The organism is Streptomyces klenkii, from assembly GCF_003626645.1.
GTDB classification, from domain to species: Bacteria; Actinomycetota; Actinomycetes; order Streptomycetales; family Streptomycetaceae; genus Streptomyces; species Streptomyces klenkii.
The window spans coordinates 215,929-241,163 of the sequence record NZ_RBAM01000002.1 but is presented as its reverse complement, the minus strand read 5'-3'; the positions used below and the strand labels follow the sequence as shown (position 1 = coordinate 241,163).

Here is a 25,235-nt window from a genome sequence, read left to right as displayed (position 1 = left end):
CTCCTGACAAGGACCGCGCTCCCCGAGCGCTGCCCGCGCCCGGGGAGCCCGGCTACGACTGCGCGGACGGGGAGGCGCACATCGACCGGGTCTCCGGAGATGAGCCCCTGCTGCCCGCCCGCGTGCACCGCCCGGCCGACCTGGTGCGGCTCTTCCTCGGCATCGTCGGCATCGCCCTCGTCCTGGCGCTCGCGGCCTTCGCCCACGGCACCACCACGGGCCTCGAACAGGACATCAAGGAGAGCACGGGGCGCGCCCCGCAGCTGCTGGCGAGCTTCGCGGGCCTCGCGGCCAACATCGCCATCTTCATCGTCCCCGTGGCCTTCGCCATTGAGCGGCTGATCAAACGGGACGGGCTGCGCATCGCCGACGGCGTGCTGGCCGCCGTGCTCGCGCACGGCGTGTCGCTGGCCACCGACCTGTGGGTCGCCCGGTCGGCCCCGGGGTCGATCCGGGACGCCCTGACCCAGCAGGCCCCCACGGGCGGCCTCACCGACCCCGTGCACGGCTATCTGGCGCCGGTCATCGCCTACATGACGGCCGTGGGCATGTCCCACCGCCCCCGCTGGCGCGTGGCCATGTGGGCGGTGCTCCTCCTGGACGCGTTCGCCGTCCTGGTCAACGGCTACACGACGCCGTTCTCGATCGTCACCACCGTCCTGATCGGCTGGACGGTCGCCTACGGCACGCTGTACGCCGTCGGCTCCCCCAACGTCCGCCCCACGGGCCGGCACCTGCTGACGGGCCTGCGGCGCGTCGGCTTCAAGCCGGTCACCGCGCTGCGCACCGAGGACGGCACGGACGACACCGAGCCGCACGACCGGGGCCGCCGCTACATCGTCACCCTGGAGGACGGCCCGCCCCTGGACGTCACGGTCGTCGACCGCGAGCAGCAGGCGCAGGGCTTCTTCTACCGCGTCTGGCAGCGCCTGGCCCTGCGGGGCATCACCCAGCGCCGCAGCCTCCAGTCCCTGCGCCAGGCCCTGGAGCAGGAGGCGCTGCTGGCCTACGCGGCCATCGCCGCGGGCGCCAACGCCCCCAAGCTGATCGCCACCTCCGAGCTGGGCCCGGACGCCGTGATGCTCGTCTACGAGCACATCGGCGGCCGCCCCCTCGGCCAGGTACCCACCGAGGAGATCACCGACGAGCTCATGGCGGGCGCGTGGCGCCAGGTGCACGCCTTGCAGTCGCGCCGCATCGCGCACCGCAGGCTCGACGGCGACGCCCTGCTGGTGGATCGTTCCGGCAACGTGGTCCTGACCGACCTGCGCGGCGGCGAGATCGCGGCCGGCGACCTCGTCCTGCGCATGGACGTGGCCCAGCTCCTCGTCACGCTCGGCCTGCGGGTGGGCGCCGAGCGCGCCGTGGCCACCGGCGTGGCCGTCCTCGGCCCCGACGCGATCGCCGACAGCCTCCCGCTCCTCCAGCCCATCGCCCTCACCCGCACCAGCCGGGCGACGCTGCGCCAGCTCGCCCGCGAGCGGGCCCAGCGCGAGCGCGAGAAGGTCCTGGAGGCCGCGGCGGCCGTCAAGGAGGCCAAGGAGTCCGTCAGCGACCGCAAGGCCCTCAAGGCGGAGCGGCAGGCCGAGAAGCGCGCCATGGACGAGGCGCTGGAAGAGGCCCGCGAAGAGGACCTGCTGGCCCAGATCCGCCGCCAGGTCCTCCTCATCCGCCCCCAGGCCCCGATAGAGCCCGTCCGCCTGGAGCGCATCAAGCCGCGCACCCTCATCAGCTTCGTCGCGGGCGCCTTCGCCGCGTACTTCCTGCTGTCGCAGCTCACCCACGTGCAGTTCGGCGATCTCGTCGAGAAGGCGGACTGGTGGTGGGTGGCGGTCGCGGTGGCCTTCCAGGCGCTCACCTACGTCGCCGCGGCGATGAGCCTGCTGGGCTTCGTGCCCGAGAAGGTGGGCTTCGGCCGCACGGTGCTGGCCCAGGTGGCCGGCTCGTTCGTCAAGCTCGTGGCTCCCGCGGCGGTCGGCGGCGTGGCCCTGAACACCCGCTTCCTCCAGCGCTCGGGCGTCCGCCCGGGCCTGGCGGTGGCGAGCGTGGGCGCGTCCCAGCTGTTCGGCCTGGCCTGCCACATCCTGCTGCTGCTGTCCTTCGGCTACGTCACCGGCACGGAGCGCAGCTCGTCCCTCGGCCCCTCCCGCACGGTCATCGGCGGCCTCCTGACGGCCGCCGTGCTCGTGCTCGTCGTGGCGGCGATCCCGGTCCTGCGGAAGTTCGTGTCGACCCGCGTCCGGTCGCTGTTCGCGGGCGTCGTCCCGCGCATGCTGGACGTGATGCAGCGCCCGCAGAAGCTGGTCTCGGGCATCGGCGGCATGCTGCTGCTGACGGCGGCGAACGTCATGTGCCTGGACGCGGCGATCCGCGCGTTCGGCGGCGAGCTGAGCTACGCGAGCATCGCGGTGGTGTTCCTGACCGCGAACGCGCTGGGGTCGGCGGCGCCGACGCCGGGCGGCGTGGGCGCGGTGGAGCTGGCCCTCACGGCGGCGCTGACGGTGGCCGGACTCCCGGCGGAACAGGGCACGCCGGCGGTGCTGCTCTTCCGCCTGATGACGCTGTGGCTGCCGGTGCTGCCGGGTTGGCTGTCGTTCACGCACCTGACCCGCAAGGGAGCGATCTGATCCGGGGCTCCGCCCCGGAGCCCGGTCCTCAATCGCCGGACGGCTCAAAGCCGGACCACGGCACCTACCAACGAGCGCCCCGACCAAACCTTGCAAATGCGAGCCACACACCCTTAACGTGCCGCATATGCGTTCTTACACCATCGGCCGCGCGGCCAAGTTGCTAGGGGTCAGCGCGGACACCGTCCGGCGGTGGGCCGATGCGGGCCGGATACCGACGCGGCGCGACGAGGCGGGGAAGCGGCACATCGACGGGGCCGACCTGGCCGCGTTCTCGGTGTCCCTCGCGGCGGAGGCGGCCGACGGCGAGGACGCGTACACCAGTGCCCGCAACGCCTTCCCCGGCATCATCACCGCGGTCAAGCTCGGCGACGTGGCCGCCCAGGTCGAGGTCCAGGCCGGCCCGCACCGGCTGGTCTCGCTCCTGACGCGCGAGGCCGTCGACGAGCTCGGCCTGGCGGTCGGGATGGAGGCGGTGGCCCGGGTGAAGGCCACCAATGTGCACATCGACCGCACCTGACCACGGAGAACCGATGCACACTCGCCGCTTCCTGCCCCTCCTGGCCGGCGCCTTGCTGGTCCCGCTCCTCGCGGCCTGCGACAGCGAGAAGAAGAGCGACGCCGAGGAACCCACCACCATCACCGTCCTGGCGGCGGCCTCCCTGACGGACGTCTTCAAACAAGCGGGCGCGGCCTACGAGAAGGAGCACCCGGACACCAAGGTCACGTTCTCCTTCGCGGGCTCCCAGGAGCTGGCGGCGCAGGTGCGCCAGGGCGCGCCTGCGGACGCTCTGGTGACGGCCGACACGAAGACGATGGACGACCTCAAGAAGGACACGGGCGCCCCCACCGTCATCGCGAAGAACCGGCTGACCATCGCCACGGCCAAGGACAACCCCAAGCACATCAAGTCCCTCTCGGACCTCTCGCGCGACGACCTCAAGGTCGTCCTGGCGGCACCCGAGGTCCCGGTGGGCCGCTACAGCAAGAAGGTCCTGGACCAGCAGCACGTCACCGTCAAGCCGGTGTCGCAGGAGCCCAGCGTGCGGGCGGTCCTGAGCAAGGTGAGCCTGGGCGAGGCGGACGCGGGGATCGTCTACGTGACGGACGCGACGACGGCCAAGAACAAGGTGGCCACCACGACGATCCCGGACGACCAGAACGCGGTGGCGTCGTACCCCGCGGCAACGCTCAAGAGCTCCAAGCACACGGCACAGGCAGCCGACTTCGTGAAGTGGCTGAGCACGGACGGGGCCCGGAAGCTGCTCCGTGAGGCGGGCTTCCAGCAGCCGTGAAGAAGACGCCACTGACGCTGGCGCTGCCCGCAACAGCGGCAGTGGCGTTCCTTTTCCTGCCACTGGCGGGCATCTTGGCGCGCACGCCGTGGAACACGCTGCCGACGCGCCTGACGTCACACGCAGCAACGGAGGCCCTGACCCTCTCCCTCTGGGTCTCGGCCTGGGCCCTGGGCCTCTCCCTGATCATGGGCGTCCCGCTGGCCTGGCTCCTGGCCCGGGTGAACTTCCGCGGCAAATCGCTCATCCGCTGCCTGGTGATGCTGCCGATGGTGCTTCCGCCCACGGTGGCGGGAGTGGCCCTGCTCCAGGGCTACGGCCGCCGGGGAATCCTGGGCCCGGCTCTGGAATCGCTGGGCATCACGCTCCCGTTCTCCACAGCGGGCGCAGTAGTGGCGTCGTCCTTCGTAGCGATGCCGTTCCTGGTGATCAGCCTGGAAGGCGCCCTGGCCGGCCTCAACCCCCGCTACGAGGAGACAGCAACTTCCCTGGGGGCAACGCCTCTCCGCGTCTTCCGCACGATCACGCTCCCCATGGTGGCCCCGGGCCTGATCGCAGGGGCGGCGCTCACCTGGGCCCGCGCGCTGGGCGAGTTCGGCGCGACGATCACCTTCGCGGGAAACCTCCCGGGCGAAACACAAACACTGCCCCTCCAGGTCTACCTACTCCTCCAAGAGGACCCGGAGGGCGCCACAGCGGTGTCGCTGCTCCTCCTACTCATCGCCACAGCAGTACTCCTGGCGCTCAGGGGCCACTGGCTGCAGACGCGAACGGCGGGGCGGGGCCGGGGTGGCCGGGGCCCGGCAAGGGGCGTTGGGGGCACCCCCAGCGGTAGCTGGGGGAGTGATTTGCGGCAAGGCTCCGGGGGCCCGGAACGACGAACGGGGGCCGTAAATCATGCAGCCCCGGAGGGCTCCGGCCACCCCGGCCCCGCCCCCACCCCGCACCCCCTGCGCACCACAGTCACCGGCGCCACGAACACCACGCTAAGCGCACAACCCGGCACCACCATCGCCGTAGTAGGCCCGAACGGCGCAGGCAAGACAACCCTCCTCCGAGCCCTCCTGGGCCTGACGGACCGCGCCGCGGCAACCCCCCTGCACCTGGGCGACAAGGACGTAGCCCAAGAGCCACCCCACCGCCGCCACATCTCCTGGGTCCCCCAGGACACCGCCCTCTTCCCCCATCTCACCACCCTCGCCAACACCGCCTACGGCCTCCGCGCCCAGGGCGTCCCCAAAAGCGAAGCCCACGCCCAGGCCCGGCACTGGCTGACCCGCCTGGGCATAGGCGACCTGGCGCACCGCAAGCCCGGCAGCCTCAGCGGCGGCCAGGCCCAGCGCGTGGCCCTGGCCAGGGCCCTCGCGGCCCGCCCCCGCCTGCTCCTCCTGGACGAGCCCCTGGCCGCCCTCGACCAGTCGACCCGCTCCGCGGTCCGGCACACCCTCCGCACCCACCTCGCGGACTTCCCGGGCGTCTGCCTGATCGTGACCCACGACCCCGTGGAGGCGGTCTCCCTGGCCGACCGGATCCTCGTGCTGGAGGACGGGGCGACGGTCCAGTACGCGACGCCCGCCGAGCTGACCCGCCACCCCCGCTCCCCCTGGGTGGCCCGCATGCTGGGCCGGAACGCGTGGCGGGGCACGTCCACGCCGGAAGGAACCCTCCTCCTGGACGCGGGCGCAAGCCTCGTCACCGCGGACCCGCACACCACCGCGACGGGCCTGGCCGTCGTCGGCCCGGAGGCGGTCTCCCTCCACGCCGAGCCTCCCACCGCGGGGAGCCCCCGCAACGTCTGGGAGGGCACGGTCCGGGAGATCACGGCGCACGGCGGCCGCCTCCGCGTGATCGTGTCGGGCGAGCCGGACGTCGTAGCGGAGATCACTCCGGCCGCCGCGGCCGAGCTGAAGCTGTCGGAGGGCACACCGGTGTGGGTGAGCGTCAAGGCCACGGAGATCACATTCGTCCCCCTGTAGGGGGTTAACCACAAACTCCCCGAGCAACCCGATCAACCCCGATCGACCCGATCAACCCGAGTACCCCGATTAACCCGTACGCCCCACCCCGCGCGCACCAACCCACCCCGCCCCGGACGATGAACGAGTGATCAGATCCGCGTGGGCAAGAGGCGTGCTCGCCGCCGCACTCCTGGCGGTAACGGCGACGGCTTGCACAGGCGCGGGAAGCAGAGAAAGCAGCAACGGGGGCAACGGAACCCGCACCCCACCCCCCAGCGGAAAATCCGCCCAGGCCCAGGCCCAAGACCCGCAAACCACCCGCCAGACCCTCTCCTGGAAGGCCTGCCCGCCCCCCACCCCCGCGGAGGGCGGCTCCTCGGGCCGGGCGCCCGGCCCCGACTGGGAGTGCGCGACGCTCCACGCGCCCCTCGACTACGCGAAGCCCAGGAGCAACGCCAACTCCATCGACATCGCCCTGATCCGGGCCAAGGCCACGGACCGGTCCCACCGCATCGGCTCGCTCGTCTTCAACTTCGGCGGCCCCGGCGGCTCCGGCATCACCACGCTCCCGGCCTTCGCCGACGACTACAAGAAGCTCCGCACCCGCTACGACCTGGTCAGCTTCGACCCGCGGGGCGTGGGCCGCAGCAGCGGCGTGACCTGCCTGGACGACAAGCAACTCGACGCGTACTACGCCGCGGACGCCGCCCCGGCCACCCCGAGCCAGCAGAAGGCGCTGGTGGAGCGGGTGACGGCCTACGCGGCCGGCTGCGAGCGCAACTCCGGCAAGGTCCTCCCGTACGTGGGCACGGAGAACGCGGCCCGCGACATGGACCTGATGCGCGAGGTGCTGGGCGACGCCAAGCTGCACTACTTCGGCGTGTCGTACGGGACGGAACTCGGCGGCGTCTACGCCCACTTGTTCCCGGACAAAGTCGGCCGCGCACTCTTCGACGGTGTCGTGGACCCCTCCGCGGACCCCGTGCAGAGTGCCCTCGCCCAGGCCCAGGGCTTCGAGCTGGCGCTCACCAACTACATGGACGCATGTACGAAGACGTCCGACAACTGCCCGACGGAGCCCCAGGTCAGCGCCCTCCTCAAGCGTCTGGGCGACAAGCCGATCCCCGGCGGGGCGGGCCGCGACCTGACCCGCTCCCTCGCGACCAGCGGCATCGCCCAGTCCCTGTACTCGAAGGACTTCTGGGATTACCTGACCGAGGGCATCGAGGACGCCGAGAACGGCGACGGCCGGCTCCTGCTCTCCCTCGGCGACGCCATGAACGGCCGCGGCCAGGACGGCCGCTACAGCACCCTCCAGTCCTCCCTCAACGCCATCAGCTGCGCGGACTTCGCGCAGCGCTACACCGCAGCCGAGATCGCGCAGCGCGTGCCGGAGTTCCGCAAGGCCTCCCCCGTCTTCGGGGACTTCATGGCCTGGAGCCTCACGCAGTGCACGGGCTGGCCCGTGAAGGGCGCGTGGCAGACGCCCGACGTGAGCGCGAAGGGCTCCGCGCCGGTCCTCGTCGTCGGCAACACCGGTGACCCCGCCACTCCTTACGGGGGAGCGAAGCACATGGCGCAGGAGCTGGGTCCGGGCGTGGCCGTCGAGCTGACCTACCGGGGCGAGGGGCACGGCGCCTACGACAGCGGCAATGCGTGTGTCAAGGGGGCAGTTGACGCCTACCTGCTGGACGGTACGGTGCCGGAACCAGACAAGATCTGCTCATAGCACACATAGCACATATCACCGGTGACGAGGACGAGACGCGATCAACTCGGTCGAATGTCAGTGGCTCGCACTACGATCGCCCGCACAGAAGTTCCGCGGACGACGAACGAAGTTCGGGGGGACGAAAGTGCCGCACGCATCACCGCACGGGGCGCCGCACACCGGCGCGCACCCCGACCAGCCCGACCGACCCGACCAGCCCGACCACCGCAGGGCCCGGGCCCTCACCGGCGCCCTGGCCATCGCCGCCCTCGTGGCCGCCCTGGTCGCGCTGTGGCAGACGCAGTCCACGCCGCTCGGCGGGCGCGCGTACTGCTGGGGCTCCTGGCCCGAGGACGAGGCCCCTTTCCGCCGCGGCGACCGCGACCGCGTCGCCGACGAGATCCCGCCCGCCCCCGGCCACCCCTCCGGCCAGTGCTCGCTCCGCTGGCACGGCGGCAGCGGCTCGGGGGCGTACGACCAGCGGCTCGACCTGCACCTGGGCTCGGGCCCGCGGGATGCGGGAGAACGGCGGTCGTGGCTGGGAGAGTTATTCAGCGGCGGCGACGTCCCGCTCCCCGACGGCTTACCGGGCTTCACCGCACCCGCCTCCGGCACGGGCGCCCTGGTGCTGCCGGAGAGCTGCGACGTGGACGGCCGCCCGTCGGTGGTGACGCTCAAGAGCGCCAAAGCCCTTTCCCTCGCCACCACAGGGGAGTTGCTGATCAGGGCGGCCAACCAGGCGGCAAAGGCGACGAGTTGCACCACCCTCCCCCCGCTCCACCTGCGCCGTGCGCCCTCCTCCCCCGTCTCCGACCGCGACCCCTGCGGCATCGCGGCGCTGGAGGAAGAGGCAGGGACCGGCACCGGCCCGCCCACCAACACCGACTTCCACAGCTGCGCCATAGCGGGCGCAAGCAGCGACACCAGCACACCCTCACCCGCACCCACATCCGCAGCCGCCCCCACGCCCACACCCCACTGGGCCGCCCGCTTCACCACCACCGCCAGGCCCCGCCTGGTGGCCCTCTTCGACGGCCTCACCGGCGACCGCCCTCCCGCCCCCGGCTGGCGGGCGCACGGCAGCATCGACGCGGCCGGCGCGCTGGTCAGGGCGGACTGCGGCGGCAGGCCCACCGTCTTCGCCATGCGCAGCGGCCCGGCCCGCACGCACACCCGGCTGGACGACCCGCGCGAGGTCTTCCCGCTCTACGTGGACGCGGTGGCCGCTCATATGGGTTGTGCGCCCCTGCGCGCCGGGTGACGCCTCCGCGCGGCGGCGACTCCGCCGCCTTCACCTCCGTACAGTCGGGGGAATGAGCTCCTCTCGACCTCGGGCCACCACCGCCCTCCTCGGCGCCGGCATCGCGCTCGTGACGGCCCTCGCCGCCTCCGGCTGCGGCGACTCCGGCCCCCCGGCGGCCGGGGACGCCAAGAGCAGCAAGAGCGGCGCCAAGGACGGCGGCGCCACCGCGAGCGCGGCCCCGCTGCGCTGGACGCCCTGTCCCCCGCCCAGCGCCGCGCAGGGCGCCTCCCTCGACGGCAAGGCGCCCGGCAAGGACTGGGAGTGCGCGAAGCTCCCCGTCCCCCTCGACTACGCGAAGCCCGGCGGCGAGACGATCGAGCTCGCCGTGATCCGCGCGAAGGCACGGGACAAGGGCAAGCGCCTCGGCTCGCTCGTCTTCAACTTCGGCGGCCCCGGCGGCTCGGGCGTGGCCACCCTGCCCGGCCTGGCCCCCAGCTACGACAAGCTGCGCGACCGCTACGACCTGGTCAGCTTCGACCCGCGGGGCGTGGGCGACAGCGCGGCCGTGCGCTGCCTGGGCGACAAGGAGACCGACGCCGCCAACCAGATCGACGGCACCCCGGACGACGCGGAGGAGGAGCGGGCCGCCCTCGCCTCCAACAAGGCGTACGTGGACGCCTGCGCCAAGAACTCCGCGAAGGTCCTGCCCTACGTCGACACGATCAGCGCCGCCCGCGACATGGACCGGCTGCGGGCCGCCCTCGGCGACGCGAAGCTCAACTACTTCGGCATCTCCTACGGCACCGAGCTGGGCGGCGTCTACGCCCACCTCTTCCCCAAGAACGTGGGCCGCGCGGTCCTCGACGCCGTGGTCGACCCGACGCAGGACCCGGTCGAGGGGAACCTCGGCCAGACCAAGGGCTTCCAGCTCGCCCTGAGCGACTACCTCAAGGACTGCGCGGCCTCCGCCCAGGCCGCCGCCTGCCCGACGCAGGACTCGATCGTCTCCCTGCTCAAGAAGCTCGACGGGCAGCCCCTGCCGACCCGTCAGGGCCGCAAGCTGACCCAGGACGAGGCCGTCAGCGGCATCGCGTCCGCGCTGTACTCCAAGGACACCTGGAAGTACCTGACGCAGGGCCTCCAGGAGGCCATGAACAAGGGCACGGGAAACACCCTGCTGGTGCTCTACGACCTCCTGAGCGGGCGCGGCCCCGACGGCCGCTACAGCAACCTCCAGCCGGCGAACCGGGCGATCTCCTGCGCCGACGCCCAGCAGCGCTACACCGCCGCCGACGTGAAGGGCCGGCTGCCCGAGTTCCGGGCCGCGTCCCCGGTCTTCGGGGAGGCCGCCGCCTGGTCGCTCCTCAGCTGCACGGGGTGGCCCGTCGAGGGCAAGTGGAAGACGATCGACGTCAGCGCGGAGGGCTCGGCGCCCATCGTCGTCATCGGCAACACCGGGGATCCGGCGACGCCCTACGCGGGCGCGCACCGCATGGCCGAGGGCCTCGGCAAGGGCGTCGCCGCGGAGGTCACGTACAAGGGCGAGGGGCACGGGGCGTACAACAGCGGCAACGCGTGCATGGTGCGCACCGTCAACGACTACTTGCTGGAGGGCAAGGTCCCGGCCGGGGGCACGACCTGCTCGTAGCAGTAACCGGTAAGCGGTAAGGGGTGGCCTCCATGGAGGCCACCCCTTACTACGTACGCAGAAGGCTCAGTACACCGGCTTGTCCGGCTCCACCTGGTGGACCCACCCGATCACGCCGCCGCCCACGTGCACCGCGTCGGAGAACCCGGCCGCCTTGAGCACCGCCAGCACTTCCGCGGACCGGACACCCGTCTTGCAGTGCAGGACGATGCGCTTGTCCTGCGGCAGGTCCTGGAGGGCCGTGCCCATCAGGAACTCGTTCTTCGGGATCAGCCGGGCGCCCGGGATGGAGACGATCTCGTACTCGTTCGGCTCGCGGACGTCGATGACGTCGATGTTCTCGCCGTCGTCCAGCCACTCCTTGAGCTGCTTGGGAGTGATCGTGGAGCCGGCGGCCGCCTCCTGGGCCTCCTCCGAGACCACGCCGCAGAACGCCTCGTAGTCGATGAGCTCCGTGACGGTCGGGTTCTCGCCGCAGACCGCGCAGTCGGGGTCCTTGCGGACCTTGACCTGGCGGTAGGTCATCTCCAGGGCGTCGTAGATCATCAGGCGGCCGACCAGCGGGTCGCCGATGCCCGCCAGCAGCTTGATGGCCTCGTTGACCTGGATGGAGCCGATCGAGGCGCACAGCACGCCCAGCACGCCGCCCTCGGCGCAGGAGGGCACCATGCCCGGCGGCGGGGGCTCGGGGTACAGGCAGCGGTAGCAGGGGCCGTGCTCGCTCCAGAAGACGGACGCCTGGCCGTCGAAGCGGTAGATCGAGCCCCACACGTACGGCTTGTTCAGCAGCACGCACGCGTCGTTGACGAGGTAGCGCGTGGCGAAGTTGTCCGTGCCGTCGACGATCAGGTCGTACTGAGAGAAGATCTCCATCACGTTGTCGGCTTCGAGCCGGCCCTCGTGCAGGACGACGTTCACGTACGGGTTGATGCCCTGGACCGTGTCGCGCGCGGACTCGGCCTTGGACCGGCCGATGTCCGCCTGGCTGTGGATGATCTGGCGCTGGAGGTTCGACTCGTCGACCTCGTCGAACTCCACGATGCCCAGAGTGCCGACGCCGGCGGCGGCCAGGTACATCAGGGCGGGGGAGCCGAGACCGCCGGCCCCCACGCACAGCACCTTGGCGTTCTTCAGGCGCTTCTGCCCGTCCATTCCGACATCCGGGATGATCAGATGGCGGGAGTACCGACGGACCTCGTCAACGGTGAGCTCGGCAGCCGGCTCGACCAGGGGTGGCAGCGACACGGGGACTCCAGGAAGGGGTCATCCCCGCCGGGGCGGGGAACATACAGGCGGCATTCGGTCCTTCCCCCGTAACACTGCCACGCCCCGCCTCATTCCGAGACACCAGGTCCGATACGCGAGACGATCTCGTCCCAGTAGCCGGGCATCACCTCCCAGGGGTCCGCTTGGTCCCGGTCCGTCCTGTCGGTGAAGTAGATCGTGCCGGCGCCCTGCCAGCGGGCGAGGCGCAGCGCCTCCTCCAGGTGGGCGCGGGGGACGCCGTGCACGAGGTGGCAGAAGCGGGCGGCCGGGAAGTCGGCGGTCCACTCGGCCACCTGCGACCAGCGGTAGGCGGACCAGGGGCCGTAGAAGGTGACGAGCTGGTCGGCGAGGTCGGCGTAGCCGGGCGAGGGGTGGGTGCCGTGGACGAGGACGACGTACGCCCGGTCGAGGACGGTGCGCAGGGAGGCGACCGTGCGCCGGGTGCCGGGCAGGGCGGCCGGGTCGGCGGGGGTGGCGTCGAGGGCGAAGCCGTCGACCCGGTACCAGTTGAGGTAGCGCTGGGCCTCGGAGAGCACCTCGCCGAGGGGGCGCTCGCCGAACCTCAGGTCCAGGTGGCCGAGGACCCGGACACCCGCCTCGCGCAGCCGGGCGGCGGCGGCCACGCGGTGCGGGTCCGGGCGGTCGCCGGGGCCGCCGGAGGCGGTGCCGCCCGGGGCGGCCATGGCGCCGCTGCCGAGCACGACCCACTCCACGGGGACGTCGGCGCGCAGGAGTTCGCCCCACTCGGTGGGGGCGAGCAGGGGGTGCGCGAAGCCCGGCACCCCGAAGCGCAGGGGGGCCTCGCGCACCCGGGTCCGCCGCTGCCCGGGCGGGCTCAGATACGACACGCGGCCTCCATCCAGATGTCGGCCAGGGACTCCTCCAGGCCGATCCGGGGGCGCCAGCCGAGCCGGTCGCGGGCGGTGCGGACGTCGGCCTGCTGCCAGCTGCCGCAGCCGTCGGGGTAGGGGTAGGCGGGCGGGCTGCCCAGGTGGGGGTCGTCGAGCTCGTGGAGGGAGCCGCCGTAGCCGGCGACGCGGGCGAGGGTGGCGGCGGCCTCGCGCAGCCGGACCGCGCGGCCGGTCCCGATGTTGACCGCGCCCTGGGCGGCGGAGAGGGAGGCGGCGTGCACGGCACGGGCCACGTCGCGGACGTCCACGAAGTCGCGCTGGACGCCGAGGCCGCTGAGCTTGAGCTCGTTGTCGCCGTTCTGCATGGCGCGCCGCAGGGCGTCGGCGAGCCGGCCGAGGGGGGAGCCGGCCGGGGTGCCGGGGCCGACGGGCGAGAAGACGCGCAGGACGATCGCGTCGAGGCCGGAGCCGAGGACGAGCTCGGTGGCGGCGAGCTTGCTCACCCCGTACGGGCCGCCGGGGCGCGGCACGGCGTCCTCCGCGGTGGACGAGCCGGGCTGGGAGGGCCCGTACTCCGAGGAGCAGCCGAGCTGGACGAGGCGGGCGCCGCAGCCGCTGCGGCGCAGTGACTCGCAGACGGTGGCGACGGCGACGGTGTTGTGGCGGGTGAGGTCGCGGGCCCCGCCGCGGGTGGCGCCCGCGCAGTTGATGACGACGCCGGGGTGGACGGCGTTGAGGAAGCGGGTGAGCGCGCCGGGGCTGCCGGTGGCGAGGTCGAAGCGGACGTCCGCGTCGTCGCCGCGGCCGAGCGCGGTGAGCTGGACGGCGGGGTCGGCGAGCAGGCGGTCGGCCACGTAGCGGCCGAGGTAGCCGTTGGCACCGAGCAGCAGAACCCTCATCGGTCGCGCCCTCGCTCTCGCCCGGCGGTGCTGATGGGGTGAACGGTCATCTTCCTTGCTCCTCTGAAGGGGGTGTGCGGCTGGGACGTGCGGTCACCGGGCCCGGGCCGGGGCTTCTCCGGGGTCGGCGGGGACGGGTGCGTGTGCGCCGTGGCGGTGGGCGGAGGCCCGGGAGAGCGCGGTCAGGGCGTGGGCGAGGAGGGCGAGCGCGGGGAGGGCGCAGGCCACGAGGGGTATGACGGAGGGGCCGTATGCGCCGGTGGCCCAGGCGACGGCGGGCGCGGCGAGGGGCGGTGCGGCGAACGACGCCCCCGGCGCTCCTGCGCCCAGCGCGGCCGCTTCCAGGGCGCAGGCGGCCAGTGCGGCGGCGGCCGCCCGCCCGGAGCCGCGGGTGGCGAGCAGCCGGGCGAGGAAGAGCAGCCCGCCGAGCGCGGTGACGGCGGCGAGCTCGCCGGGGCCGGTGGCGGGGGCGCCCGAAGCCGCCCGGGCGGACCACAGGAGCGTGGCCAGGGCGGCCGTGAACAGCCCTGCGGCCGTGAGGAGCAGGGGCCAGGCGCGGGCCCGGAACTCGGCGCGGGAGCGGCTGGCCACGAGTGCGTGCCGCACCCGCGCGGTGAACCAGCGGGCGCACCACAGGGCGGGGGCGAGGCTGCACAGGAGGGCGGCGGCGGCCGGGAGGGCGTCCGGCAGGAGCGAGCGGCCGGAGAGCCCGCCGGAGCCGGAGAGCAGCGCGCCGAGGGCGGGCCCGCCGAGGAGGGCGTACGCGACGAGCCAGGCGCCCGCGAGCAGCCCGGCGAACCGCCAGCGGGCGCGCGCCTTGTCCGGGAGCGCTCCTGGTGCGCCCGGCGCGCCGGGCGCGGGCCGCGCGGGCTCCTCGCGCACGGTGCGTGCGTACAGCTCGTCGGCCAGCGAGAACACGTCCCGGTGGCGGCACTCCGCGGCCGCGTGGTCCGTGAGGCCCCCGTCCTCCAGGACGGCGGCGATCTCCAGGGGATCCACGGCGCGGGCGCACAGCCCGTGATGGCGCTGCATGAGGGCCTTCACGGGGTCGGTCCTCGCAGGGCCGGCGGCGGTACCGGAGGCGGCTATGCCGGCAGCGGCGGCGGGCGCGCTGCCGTCCCTGAGGGGTGTGGTCATGGGCGGCCTGCCCAGGTCGGCGAGGTTTGACGATGCGTCAGGTCAAGGGGTGTGCGGGACTCGGCGGCGCGGGAGAAGGGGACGGCGGGGTCGGGCGCGGCGCCGCGCCCGTCGGGTGCGCGGGAGATGAGTTCGAGGTAGAGGCCGTGGAAGTCCGTCACATGCCGTTCGGTGGTGAAGAGTTCGAGGGCGCGGGCGCGGGCGGCGGCGCCGAGTCTGGCTCTTCGTCCGGCGTCGTGCAGCAGGTCCAGGCAGGCGGCGGCGAGGGCGGCGGCGTTGCGCGGGGGGACGACGAGGCCCGTGCCGCCGATGACTTCGCGGACGGCCGCGGAGTCCGGCGAGACGGTGGCGCGGCCGCAGAACATGGCCTCGACGAGCGGCGTGGGGAACGAATCGGCGCCGCCCGCGAGGACGACGACGCTGCCCGCCGCGTACGCGCCGGGGCCGGCCTCGGGCTCGTAGGAGACGCCGAAGGCGGGCTGGACGCCGGGGACGGGGTCGCCGGCGATGCGCATCCGCACCTCGGGCTCGGCCTGGCGCAGGGCCGCGAGGGTCTCCCACAGATAGGGCTCGGCCTTGCCGCCGGCCCAGAGCACGGTGAGGCCGTCGTCCGTCCCCTCACCCGCCTCGGACCGCTCCCCCACGGCCTCGTACGGACCGGGGTCGAGGCCGGGGTGGACGGTGCGCAGCCGGCCGGGCTCGGCGCCGCAGCGCTCCTGCCAGCGCCGCACCTGGGCGTCGCCGGGGGTGATGATGTCGGCCCGGGCGTAGATCTCGGCGGTGAGCTGCCGGTGGAAGGCGGACAGCAAGGTCCGCACGGGGAGGGAGAGGCCGGCGGCGCTGGCGGCGCTGTTGAGGTAGTAGGCGCGCAGGCGGACCTCGTATTCGGTGACGAGGAAGGGCGTGCCGAAGAAGCGTTTGGCCAGGAGTCCCGGGAGGGCGGCGGGCCCCGCGGAGGTGGCGTGGCACAGGTCGACGCCGGTGAGGCCGCGGTCGGTGCCGGTGCCGTACCAGTCGAGGGACAGGGGGCGCAGGGCGCGCTCCAGGAGGGCGGTGACGGCGAGGAGGTCGGCGACGCGGATGCCGTAGGCGGCGGGGTGGGAGCCGGGGGCGCGGCAGGCGGACTCCAGGATGCGCAGGGCCTGCTCGGAGCGGAGGGCGGAGCCGAGGCCGCCGGCGTCGCGGGCGAGGTCGGCGAGGCCGTTCAGGGCGTCGGCGAAACGGTACGCCTGGGTCTTGCGGTCCTCGGGGCCGGGCTCGACGGTGGCGGTGAGGGCCTCGGCGAGGCCGGCGAAGTACGCGCCGAAGCGGCGTCGCTCGCGGCGGCCGTAGGCGCGGTGGGCGCGCCCCACGGCCCCGGCCGGATCGCCCCACAGGGGCGCCGTCCGCACCCGCCGCACGTGCTCCGGCAGATCGCACCAGCCGCCCGCGTCCTGCCGGGCGCGGCGGCTCAGGGCGCAGATCTCGAAGTCGTGCCCGGGCAGGCCGCGCACGAGCTGGTCGCACCACTGGCCGCCCTCACCCGAGGCGTACGGATACCCACCCTCCGTAAGGAGTCCCACGCGCACGCACGCACCCCCGTCTGTCCCTTGTGGTCGCCCTCGCCTGACCTGCGGCCGCCGAACGGCTACGGCAGCGGAAGCACGCTATGCGGGCTCGCCCGTGGCGCGGCGGACGGTTGTCCGTCGCGCCACCGGAAGGGGTGAACAGAGGTGACTTTCCCGGAGATGGGGCGTTGCCCCGCGCTATGCGGGGGCTTCGGCCGCTTCGAGCCGCGGGACGGCCGCGAGCAGGCCCTTGGTGTAGGGGTGCGCGGGCTGCTCGTAGACGGTGTCGGCCGGTCCCTCCTCCACGATCCGGCCGCCGCGCATGACGACGACCCGGTCGCTGACCTGCCGTACGACGGCGAGGTCGTGGGCGATGAAGACGAGCGCGAGCCCCAGGTCGCGCTGCAACTCGCCGAGCAGCCGCACGACCTGTGCCTGGGTGGTGACGTCCAGGGCGGAGACGGGCTCGTCGCAGACGATCAGCTTCGGCTCGGGCGCGAGGGCCCGCGCGATGCCGATGCGCTGCCGCTGGCCGCCGCTGAACTCGTGCGGGTAGCGGTGGTAGGAGGCCGGGTCGAGCCCCACGCGCTCCAGCAGCTCCCGCACGCGCGCGACGATCGCGGCGTCGTCCAGCTTCCCGGCGGCGCGCAGCGGGTCGGCGATCGATTCGCCGATGCTGCGGCGGGGGTTGAGGGAGGAGACGGGGTCCTGGAAGACCATCTGGAGCTCGCTGCGGAAGGCGCGCAGCTCGCGCTCCTTCAGGCCGCCGATGTCGCGTCCGCGGTAGCTCAGCCGGCCGCCGGTGGGCTCCAGCAGGCGCACCAGCATCCGCCCGAGCGTGGTCTTGCCGCTGCCGGACTCGCCGACGACGCCGACGGTCTCGCCTGCGCGCACGGTGAGGGAGACGTCGTCCACGGCGGTCACGGCGCGCTTGCCGCGCCCGAACTCCCGCCGCAGGCCGGACGCTTCCAGGAGGACGGCCGCTTCCGGCAGGGCGGACGCTCCCGGCACGACGGATGCTTCCGACAGGACGGACGCTTCACGCAGGGCGGAGTCGTCACGTCCGGGCTCGTGCAGTCCGTCCTTACGGGTCTGCCTCCGGACGTTTACGCGCGGAACGGCCGCCAACAGATCGCGGGTGTAGTCCTCGCGCGGCGCGTGGAGCACGTCGCGGACGGGCCCGTGCTCGACGGCCCGCCCGTCCTTCATCACCAGCAGTTCGTCGACGCTGCTGGTGGCCACGCCCAGGTCGTGGGTGACCAGGATCAGGCCCATGCCCGTCTCCGCGCGCAGCTCGCGCAGCAGGCCGAGGATCTGGTCCTGGACGGTGACGTCGAGGGCGGTGGTGGGCTCGTCCGCGACGAGCAGCCGCGGCCGGCAGGCGAGGGCCATGGCGATGAGGGCGCGCTGGCGCATGCCGCCGCTGAACTCGTGCGGGCGGGAACGGGCGCGGCGGGCCGCGTCGGGGATGCCCACGCGGTCCAGCACCTCCGCCGCGCGGGCCCGGGCCTCCCGGCGGGAGGCGCCGCGGTGGTGGACGCGGTAGACCTCGGCGATCTGGTCGCCGACGGCCATGTACGGGTCGAGGGAGGAGAGCGGGTCCTGGAAGACCATGGCGGCGACGCCGCCGCGCAGCCGCCGCAGGGCGGCGCCGTCCGCGGCCTGGACGTCGTGCCCGGCGACGGTCACCGATCCGGTGACGTCGGCGCCGGTGTCCCGGTGCAGCCCCAGCAGCGCGTAGGCCGCCGTGGACTTGCCGGAGCCGGACTCGCCGACGATGCCGAGGGACCCGCCCTGCGGGACGGTGAAGGACAGGCCGTCGACGGCCCGTACGGGGCTGCCGCCGGGCCCGGCCGGGAAGGCGACGGAGAGGCCGGAGACGGCCACCAGGGGCCCGTCCGCGGCGGGTCCGGACGCCGTCCGGGCGTCCGCCGGTCCGGCGCTCGTGCGGGGTGCGGTCATCGCAGGGCCACCCTTCGGTCCGCGGCGGCGTAGAGCACGTCCGCCACGATGTTGGCGAGGACGACGGCGGTGCCGGTGACCATGACCACGGCGACGACCACGGGCAGGTCGAGGGTCACGGTGGCGTGCACCAGCAGCGCCCCGATCCCGGGCAGGCCGAACATCATCTCGGTGAGGACCGCGCCGCCGAACATCGACCCGAAGTCGGCGGCCGACAGGGAGATCACGGGGGCGACGGCGCCGCGCAGGGCGTGCCGCGTGACGAGCTTGCGCTCGGCGACGCCGTAGGCCCGGAAGGTGCGGATGTGGTCCTCGGCCAGCGTCTCCAGCAGGGAACTGCGCGTGAGCCGGGCGTACTTCGCGGATTCGAGCAGACCGAGCGCGGCCCAGGGCAGCAGCAGGTTCCAGGCCCACTGCTCGGGGTCCTCGGTGAGCGGCACGTAGGACGGGAAGGGCAGCCAGGCCAGGTAGGCGCAGAACAGCATCAGCAGGGCGAGGCCGCTGATGAAGACGGGGGTGGCGGTCCCGGCGAGGGTGAGCCAGGTGAGCACCCGCTCGGTCACCCCGCCGCGGCGCAGCGCGGAGAGCAGGCCGGTGACGGTGCCGAGCAGCAGGCTGACGGCCATGGCGCCGACCGCGAGCGAGGCGGTGGCGGGCAGCCGCTCGATCAGCATGTCGGTGACCTGCTGGTTGTTCTGGTACGACAATCCGAAGCACGGTGCGTCGCAGTGGAGCAGGGCGGTGCCGGTGGAGTAGTCGTGCCCGGCGACGATGCCCTGGAGGAAGTGCCAGTACTGGACGTACACGGGGTCGCCGAGGGAGAGCTGGGCGCGCACCTGGGCGATCTGCTCGGGGTTGCAGCGCGGGCCGCAGGCCAGGCGGGCGGGGTCGCCGGGCGCGATGTAGAAGGTCGCGTAGACGACGACCGAGAGGACGAGGAGGACGGCGAGCGCCCCTGCGGCGCGCCGCAGGAGGTATCCGGTCATGCCGCGCCTCCCGCGCCGCTCGTGCGCGCCTTGCGCCGGGTGCGGCCGACGCGCAGCCGGGACGCTTCGCGCGGGTCGAGCGCCGCGCGCACCCCGTCGCCGAGGACGGTGAAGGCGAGCGTGGTGACGAACAGCATGAGCGCCGGCAGCAGCACGTACATGGGGTCCGCGCGGAACCACGTGGTGGCCGTCGAGAGCATGTGGCCCCAGGAGGGGGTCGGTGGCTTCACGCCGACTCCGAGGAAGGACATGCTCGCTTCGAGCACGATGTTGGTCGGCAGCAGGACGGCCGCGTAGGTGATCACAGGAGCGGCGAGCGAGGGCAGCAGTTCGCGGCGGGCGACGCGCCAGGACGAGGCTCCGGTCAGCCGGGCGGCGGAGACGTAGTCGAGCTTCTTCAGGCTCAGCGTCTGGGCGCGCACGAGGCGGGCCATCCCGCCCCACTGGAGCAGGCCGATGGAGACGGCGAGCAGCAGGGGGCGCGGGAAGTCCCCGGGGACGACGGCCATCGTGGCGATGGCGAAGACGAGCAGGGGCATGGCCACCATCACGTCGGTGACGTGAGTGAGCAGGCTTTCCACAAGGCGGTTGCCGAGCGCGGCCGCGAGGCCGGTGCCGACGCCGATGAGGATCTGGACGGCGGTCGCGCCGAGGGCGACGAGCAGCGAGACCCGGGCGCCGTAGACGAGGCGCACGAACAGGTCGCGTCCGGTGCCCGGTTCGACGCCCAGCCAGTGCTCGGCGCTGACGCCGCCGAAGTCGCCGAGGGGGACGCCGCCGCGCGCGGAGTCGACGAGGGCGTCGTGGTACGTGTTCGGGTCCTGGCCCTCGATCGCCGCCAGCAGGGGCGCGGCGAGGGCCAGGAGGACGAGCAGGCCCAGCACGGCGGCGGCCGCGAGCGCGGACTTGCGCGCCCTCAGCCGCCGCAGGACCTGCCGGGCGCCGGAGGCGGGAGCGACTCCCGCCTCCGGTTCCGCGGTGGTGAGCAGATCGGTGGTCACTTGACTGCGACCTGCGAGACGTCGAGGACACCGGTCCAGTTGCTGATGACGACGTTCTTGACGTCCTTGCCGAAGAGGCGCTTGTAGACCGGGTTGAACAGCGGCACGGTCAGGGCCTGCTCGCCGATCTTCTGGTCGAGGGCGCCCCAGCGCTGCGCGGCCGCGTCATGGTCGGTGATCTTGTTGATCGCGTCGATCTCGTCGTTGACCTTGGGGTCGTCGAGGCGGCCGGTGTTGAAGTTGGCGCCGTCCTTCACGATCTGCCGGCCGTCGAAGACCGGGGCGAGGAAGGGGCCGCCGGAGGGCCAGTCGGCACCCCAGTGGGCGATGAAGAGACCCGGCTGCTTGTCGAAGCTGTGGATCTTCTCGTCGTAGTCGTTGTCCTCCAGGCCCTCCAGCTTCACGGTGATCCCGGCCTCCTTGAGCGCGGCCTGGACGGCGGTCGCGATCTCGGGGCTGGTCTCCCGGTTCTGGGCGGTGGAGTGGGTGAGGGTGATCTCCAGGCCGTTCTCGTGACCGGCCTCCTTCAGCAGCTCCCTGGCCTTGGCCGGATCACCCTTGTCGCCGGCCGGGAAGTGGTCGTAGGGCGTGTAGCCCAGCGGCTTCTGGCGGGGCAGGAAGGTCGTCGTGGGCTCGGCGAGCGAGGAGCCGCCGGCGGCGTTGACGACGCTCGTGCGGTTGATCGCGTACGAGATCGCCTGCCGGACCTTCGGGTCGTCGAAGGGCTTGACCGCGGGGTTGAACGCCAGGTACGAGGTCTGGCCGAAGTGGCCGGTGCCGACCCGGGCGGCGAGGTTCTTGTCGCCGGTGACCTGGGCGAGTTCGGCCGGGCCGAGGTTGGTGTCGGTGGTGACCGCGGCGGCGTCGGGGCCGGAGCCGGTCGACAGGCGCTGGTTGATGACCGCGGCGGACAGGCCCGATCTGACCTCGATCCGGTCGGGGTAGGCGTGCCGCTCCTTGTCCGTCTCCTCGGACCAGTTGGGGTTGCGCTCCAGCGTCATCTGCTCGCCGTCGCCCGCGTTCTTGACGACCTTGTACGGGCCGGAGGAGACCGGGTGCTCCGCGTACTTCGCGCCGGTGTCCTTGGCCTTGGGCACGGGGGCGAACTGGGTGGAGGCGGCGAAGTAGGGGAAGTCGCCCTCGGACTTCTTCAGCTTGAAGACGATGGTCTTGTCGTCGGGCGTCTCGATGGAATCGAGGCCCTTCTTCTCCTTGTACGGGCCCTGGTACGTGTCGCCACCGATGAGCCAGTCGCGCAAGTAGGGGGCGCCGCCGGAGAGTTCGGCGGCGAAGGAGCGCTCGACGCCGTACTTGATGTCGGCGGAGGTGATGGGCGAGCCGTCCTCGTACTTCAGCCCGTCCTGGAGCTTGTACGTCCAGGTCTTGGCGTCGTCGCCGGGCGTGCCGGTGTCCGTGGCGAGGTCGGGGACGACCTTGGTGCCCTCGGCGCCGTTCGCGCGGTGACGGGTGGTGAGGGTGCGGTAGACGAGCGAGGGGATGTTGCCGCCGCCGGAGGTGTAGAGGCGGGCCGGGTCGAACTGCTTCTGCGGCGCGCCGTTGAGCACCGTGAGCGTGCCGCCCTTCTTGGGCGCGCCCTCGGCACCGCCGCCCTTGGCGTCGCCGCCCTCCTTCGGGCCGCACGCCGCTGCGCCCCCGAGCAGGACCACGCTGACGGCGGCGGCCGCCACACGGCGGGATATGACGGACATGTGAGGCATGGAAGTGAGGCCTTTCGCGGAATGCGACGGTGAACCGAAGAGGGTTGGACCGAAGAGACGGGGAGCAGGAAACACCCGCGGAAGGCGGTGGATACGAGCGCGAGGAACGCAGAACCGCCCCCGGCGGACGCGACGCTGCGGGGCAGCGCGGGACGGCGCGAGGGGAAGGGCGGTCTCAGCGACAGTGGATGTCGGCGACGCTGTGCGCGGCCACGCCGATCAGCGCCAGCACGAAGGCGGCGTTCTCGGAGGCGTGGCGGTACGACATGCGCAGAAGACTGAACGAATTTTCGGCCCCTGTCCAAGGTGTCTCACATCCAGAGATGAGACGTCCCGGACAGCGAGACATTCGATCACCGGGGCGCAGGCCGGCGGATCACCGCGACACGGGCCAGCGGATCACCGGGACACAGCCCGGCGGATCACCGGCTCAGGGGTGCGGCCAGGGGTTCGGCCGGCAGGTGACGCCGTCCGTCGTCAGGAACTTGGTCTGCTGCATCATCACCGGGGCGAGCGCGCCCTCCTTGCTGCACGTCTCGTGGTCGTGCCCGAGGCGGTGGCCGACCTCGTGGTTGATGAGCATCTGCCGGTAGGCGTGGATCTTGTCGCCGTACGTGGGGGCGCCCTGCGCCCACCGGTAGGCGTTGATCATGACGCGGTCGGTCGCGGCGGAGTCGCAGGAGACGTTGTCCTCGGTGGTGTCCAGCCCCGACTTGGCGCACCACACGGCCGTCGTGCCCGGCGTGGCCAGCGTGATGACGAAGTCCGCGTGCCCGGAGGAGACCCGCTCGAACGTACGGGTGCCGCCGTGGCCCCAGCTGCGCTCGTCGTTGAGCGTGCGGTGCACGGCGGTGGCAAAGAGCTCGCCGTCGAGCGGCAGCCCCTTCTCCACGTCGACGCGGTAGCGCAGCACGTCGCCGCGGCCGGGAGCGCTGTCGTGGCCGCCGACGGTTTCGAAGGAGCCACTGCCCTTGGCCTTCTCGTCCAAGGGGTACTTGCGGTCCATCTTCTGTTCGTACGTGAGCTGCCCGGCGGCGCCGCCGTTGGGCGTGGGGCGGCTGTCGGAGCGGGAGGCGGCGTCCGGTCTCGCGCGCTCGACGTCGGCGGGGCGCGCCTGTGCCTGGGTGTCCGCGCCGTCCTCGACCTGCCCGGCGACGACGACGGCGAGCACGGCCGTCACGACGGCCGCGGCCACGCCGGTCGCCGTCCGCGCCATGCCGCCGCCGGACTTCGGGGAGCCGGTGTTGCGCGAAGTGCCGCGGGATCCGCCGGTACGGGGGCGGGCCGTACTCGGCCGGGGAGCGGGCACCCGCGCGGGAGGCGCGGAGGGAGCGGAGAACGCAGAGGGCGCGGAAGGCGCAGAGGGCGCGGGGTCCTCGGCCAGGACGGGGCCGGAAACAGAGGGCCCGGAAGCGGAGGGGGCGCCGCCCAGCCAGTACGGGGAGGAGGCGGCCTCCGGCTCGGCCGCGTACCCGCCGAGGTAGCCGGCCAGCCGCGCGTCGCCGTCGGGAACGCCCCCCGGGCCGTACGTTCCGGTGTCCGCGCCGTGGACGCGCTGCACACCGATGACGCCCCAGCCGACGCCGACGTCCTGCCGTCTGAAGGCGTCGAACGCATCGGAGGGATCGTCAGAAGGATCGAAGGACCCTGACGGCCCTGACGGATCATAGGAACTGTGCGGGTCAAAAGGACCGGCCGGATCGAACGGATCGGCCGGGACGAAGGAACCGTGCGGGTCGAAGGGACCCGGGGCCTCGAAAGAACCGGGCCGGCCCGCGGGACCGGGGGCGCCTGCCGGGCCGAAGGGCCCGCCGAGTGGCTCGCCCTCGCTTTCGCCCTGCGGGGCGGCCGTGGCGTCGTGCCCGGCCGCGCCCGGTCCGCCACCCGCGCCGGAGGCGGCGGGCGCGGCGGGCCGGGAGACGGCGCGGGGGGCGCGTGCGCTGTGTTTACCCACGAGGCGAGGCGCTCCGATCGGCAGTGGCAGTGTCCGCTACGAGGTCGCGGAAGGCACGAGCCACCGCGTCCGGGTCCTCCATCATGGCGACATGTCCCGATTCCACCAGTGTCAGCAGCCGCGAGTCGCGGAAAGTCCTGCCGGCACGTCGGGCCATCCGGATGGAGACGAGCTGGTCGCGCATTCCGTAGACCAGAAGAGTAGGGGCAAGGACGCGCTCCGCCTGCCGCCACAGCGAATGCTGGCCCCCAAGGGTGTACGCGTCGACCACTCCCCGTGCGGAGCGGGCCATGGCGTCCCAGAAGTAGGGGAGCTCCAGGCGGCGCTCGTACTCCGCGACGGCCAGGGCGAAGCCCTCGGATGTCACTCGTCCGGGGTCTCCGTAACAGAGCGCGAGGACGTCACGCGTACGGCGCTCGGGTGTCCAGTCCTTCGTCAGCCGTGCGAAGAGGGCCGCCACGCCGGGCAGCGCGAGCAGGGCCGTGGGCGCCGCCGTGCGCTGCGGGCGCAGCTCGGGCAGCGCCGGGGAGACCAGGGTGAGCGTGCGGACCAGGTCCGGGCGGACGGCGGCCACGCGGGTCGCTATGGCGCCGCCCATGGAGTTGGCGATGAGGTGGACGGGGCCGCGGCCGCTCGCGTCGAGGTAGCGGATGACCACCCGGGCGAAGGCGGTGATCGAGTAGTCGCCGTCGTCCGGGGGCGGGGAGTCGCCGAAGCCGGGCAGGTCGAGCGCCTCGCACGCGACGTCGCCGGCGAGCAGCTCCATGAGCGCGGACCAGTTCTGCGAGGAGCCGCCGAGGCCGTGGACGCACAGCGCGGGCGCGAGCCCGGGCGCCCGGGGCGGGCGGGAGCGCACGGCCAGCGTGACCCCGGGCAGGGCCACCGTGCGGACCTCCTCGCCCTCGCTGACGCGCGAGGGCCGACCGGGAGGCACCACGGGGACGGTACGGGCATCCGGCGACTCGGTCGAAGACATGCGGGCAATGTTACGAGAGGATCACGCCGGGGCCGTTGTGGCGGGGGTCACAGATCACCTGGCGGGGCGGGCCCTTGTCTCCTAGGCTCGACCGCAAGGAGTAGGGCGCACTTCCCGGAAACCGGAGAGAGGGTCCGCATGTCTGTCGACCCGACCGACCCCGATACGTTCGATGACTTCGACGAGTTCGACGAGGAGGACGCCGACGTGACGGAATACGACGCCGAGGCCCCGGAGGCCGACGCCGCGGAGCAGCACGCCGACCTCACCCAGCACCGCGACGACCCGCTCGCTCTCCTGGACCCCGCGGCGGCCAATGTGGCCGACGTCGCCGAGCAGGCGCGCGTCGTGGACCTGGACGAGGACGACTACCGCTGACCTCGGGTAACCGTCATTGACCGCGGGGGCAAGGGCTGACCTGCGCCAATTGTCAGGATTTTGTCGACTTCCCACAGC

20 protein-coding genes are annotated in these 25,235 nt (G+C 73.1%); 8 read left to right on the top strand and 12 right to left on the bottom strand.

The annotated features are described in order from the left end of the window. Positions 1-29: 29 nt before the first annotated feature. From D7231_RS04440 to D7231_RS04410, 7 genes are all read left to right on the top strand, one after another. Complete coding sequence (locus D7231_RS04440) at positions 30-2,627, top strand: lysylphosphatidylglycerol synthase transmembrane domain-containing protein (protein ID WP_228775326.1); 2,598 nt, start codon at positions 30-32, stop codon at positions 2,625-2,627. Positions 2,628-2,754: 127 nt separating this feature from the next. Then, on the top strand, positions 2,755-3,147 hold the full coding sequence (locus D7231_RS04435) for a TOBE domain-containing protein (RefSeq protein ID WP_120753605.1): 393 nt from the start codon (positions 2,755-2,757) through the stop codon (positions 3,145-3,147). Between the two features lie 13 nt (positions 3,148-3,160). Then, a complete protein-coding gene (gene modA, locus D7231_RS04430) occupies positions 3,161-3,922 on the top strand; it encodes a molybdate ABC transporter substrate-binding protein (RefSeq protein ID WP_120753604.1) in 762 nt (253 codons plus the stop codon). After that, positions 3,919-5,898, top strand: a complete 1,980-nt coding sequence (locus D7231_RS04425) for an ABC transporter permease (protein ID WP_120753603.1) — start codon at positions 3,919-3,921, stop codon at positions 5,896-5,898. Before modA ends, D7231_RS04425 begins: the two co-directional genes overlap by 4 nt. A 127-nt stretch (positions 5,899-6,025) precedes the next feature. Further along, positions 6,026-7,609 (top strand): alpha/beta hydrolase, encoded by a 1,584-nt coding sequence (locus tag D7231_RS04420; protein ID WP_241999564.1) that lies wholly within the window; start codon positions 6,026-6,028, stop codon positions 7,607-7,609. 127 nt (positions 7,610-7,736) lie between these two features. Then, positions 7,737-8,852 (top strand): hypothetical protein, encoded by a 1,116-nt coding sequence (locus D7231_RS04415; protein WP_120753601.1) that lies wholly within the window; start codon positions 7,737-7,739, stop codon positions 8,850-8,852. Positions 8,853-8,904: 52 nt separating this feature from the next. After that, on the top strand, positions 8,905-10,482 hold the full coding sequence (locus tag D7231_RS04410) for an alpha/beta hydrolase (protein WP_120753600.1): 1,578 nt from the start codon (positions 8,905-8,907) through the stop codon (positions 10,480-10,482). 66 nt (positions 10,483-10,548) lie between these two features. Here D7231_RS04410 and moeZ read toward each other — a convergent pair whose 3' ends face one another. The 12 genes from moeZ to D7231_RS04355 all read right to left on the bottom strand — a co-directional run bounded on the left by moeZ (position 10,549) and on the right by D7231_RS04355 (position 24,779). Continuing rightward, complete coding sequence (moeZ, locus tag D7231_RS04405) at positions 10,549-11,727, bottom strand: adenylyltransferase/sulfurtransferase MoeZ (protein ID WP_120753599.1); 1,179 nt, start codon at positions 11,725-11,727, stop codon at positions 10,549-10,551. A gap of 89 nt (positions 11,728-11,816) precedes the next feature. Further along, positions 11,817-12,587, bottom strand: a complete 771-nt coding sequence (locus tag D7231_RS04400; RefSeq protein ID WP_228775322.1) for a spherulation-specific family 4 protein — start codon at positions 12,585-12,587, stop codon at positions 11,817-11,819. Then, on the bottom strand, positions 12,584-13,498 hold the full coding sequence (locus tag D7231_RS04395) for an NAD-dependent epimerase/dehydratase family protein (RefSeq protein ID WP_120753597.1): 915 nt from the start codon (positions 13,496-13,498) through the stop codon (positions 12,584-12,586). Before D7231_RS04395 ends, D7231_RS04400 begins: the two co-directional genes overlap by 4 nt. Positions 13,499-13,591: 93 nt before the next feature. Beyond that, positions 13,592-14,635 carry a hypothetical protein gene (locus tag D7231_RS04390; protein ID WP_147449685.1) on the bottom strand — a complete coding sequence of 348 codons (1,044 nt, stop codon included), beginning with the start codon at positions 14,633-14,635 and terminating at the stop codon, positions 13,592-13,594. Next, complete coding sequence (locus D7231_RS04385; protein WP_324197104.1) at positions 14,632-16,197, bottom strand: DUF3492 domain-containing protein; 1,566 nt, start codon at positions 16,195-16,197, stop codon at positions 14,632-14,634. The genes D7231_RS04390 and D7231_RS04385 overlap by 4 nt, the downstream gene beginning before the upstream one ends. Before the next feature lie 183 nt (positions 16,198-16,380). Beyond that, positions 16,381-18,144, bottom strand: coding sequence for a dipeptide ABC transporter ATP-binding protein (locus tag D7231_RS04380; protein WP_120753594.1), 1,764 nt, complete (start codon positions 18,142-18,144; stop codon positions 16,381-16,383). Beyond that, complete coding sequence (locus D7231_RS04375) at positions 18,141-19,130, bottom strand: ABC transporter permease (protein ID WP_120753593.1); 990 nt, start codon at positions 19,128-19,130, stop codon at positions 18,141-18,143. The genes D7231_RS04380 and D7231_RS04375 overlap by 4 nt, the downstream gene beginning before the upstream one ends. Further along, a complete protein-coding gene (locus D7231_RS04370; protein WP_120753592.1) occupies positions 19,127-20,131 on the bottom strand; it encodes an ABC transporter permease in 1,005 nt (334 codons plus the stop codon). The genes D7231_RS04375 and D7231_RS04370 overlap by 4 nt, the downstream gene beginning before the upstream one ends. Next, positions 20,128-21,849, bottom strand: coding sequence for an ABC transporter substrate-binding protein (locus D7231_RS04365; RefSeq protein ID WP_120753591.1), 1,722 nt, complete (start codon positions 21,847-21,849; stop codon positions 20,128-20,130). The genes D7231_RS04370 and D7231_RS04365 overlap by 4 nt, the downstream gene beginning before the upstream one ends. Before the next feature lie 175 nt (positions 21,850-22,024). Further along, entirely contained in the window at positions 22,025-22,117 is a 93-nt protein-coding gene (locus tag D7231_RS38285) for an Ms4533A family Cys-rich leader peptide (protein ID WP_324197103.1), read from the bottom strand. 162 nt (positions 22,118-22,279) lie between these two features. After that, positions 22,280-23,803, bottom strand: coding sequence for a DUF3152 domain-containing protein (locus D7231_RS37385; protein WP_241999563.1), 1,524 nt, complete (start codon positions 23,801-23,803; stop codon positions 22,280-22,282). Beyond that, a complete protein-coding gene (locus tag D7231_RS04355) occupies positions 23,796-24,779 on the bottom strand; it encodes an alpha/beta fold hydrolase (RefSeq protein WP_120753590.1) in 984 nt (327 codons plus the stop codon). Before D7231_RS04355 ends, D7231_RS37385 begins: the two co-directional genes overlap by 8 nt. 138 nt (positions 24,780-24,917) lie before the next feature. On the opposite strand from D7231_RS04355, the gene D7231_RS04350 reads away from it, so the two are divergent. Continuing rightward, positions 24,918-25,157, top strand: coding sequence for a hypothetical protein (locus D7231_RS04350; protein WP_120753589.1), 240 nt, complete (start codon positions 24,918-24,920; stop codon positions 25,155-25,157). Positions 25,158-25,235 lie beyond the last annotated feature (78 nt).

Coding starts and splice junctions, on each gene's coding strand:
- D7231_RS04350 (WP_120753589.1), top strand. CDS start 24,918: ATGTCTGTCGACCCGACCGACCCCGATACGTTCGATGACTTCGACGAG.
- D7231_RS04390 (WP_147449685.1), bottom strand. CDS start 14,635: ATGACCACACCCCTCAGGGACGGCAGCGCGCCCGCCGCCGCTGCCGGC.
- D7231_RS04375 (WP_120753593.1), bottom strand. CDS start 19,130: ATGACCGGATACCTCCTGCGGCGCGCCGCAGGGGCGCTCGCCGTCCTC.
- D7231_RS38285 (WP_324197103.1), bottom strand. CDS start 22,117: ATGTCGTACCGCCACGCCTCCGAGAACGCCGCCTTCGTGCTGGCGCTG.
- D7231_RS04410 (WP_120753600.1), top strand. CDS start 8,905: ATGAGCTCCTCTCGACCTCGGGCCACCACCGCCCTCCTCGGCGCCGGC.
- D7231_RS04435 (WP_120753605.1), top strand. CDS start 2,755: ATGCGTTCTTACACCATCGGCCGCGCGGCCAAGTTGCTAGGGGTCAGC.
- D7231_RS04355 (WP_120753590.1), bottom strand. CDS start 24,779: ATGTCTTCGACCGAGTCGCCGGATGCCCGTACCGTCCCCGTGGTGCCT.
- D7231_RS04380 (WP_120753594.1), bottom strand. CDS start 18,144: ATGACCGCACCCCGCACGAGCGCCGGACCGGCGGACGCCCGGACGGCG.
- modA (WP_120753604.1), top strand. CDS start 3,161: ATGCACACTCGCCGCTTCCTGCCCCTCCTGGCCGGCGCCTTGCTGGTC.
- D7231_RS04395 (WP_120753597.1), bottom strand. CDS start 13,498: ATGAGGGTTCTGCTGCTCGGTGCCAACGGCTACCTCGGCCGCTACGTG.
- D7231_RS04365 (WP_120753591.1), bottom strand. CDS start 21,849: ATGCCTCACATGTCCGTCATATCCCGCCGTGTGGCGGCCGCCGCCGTC.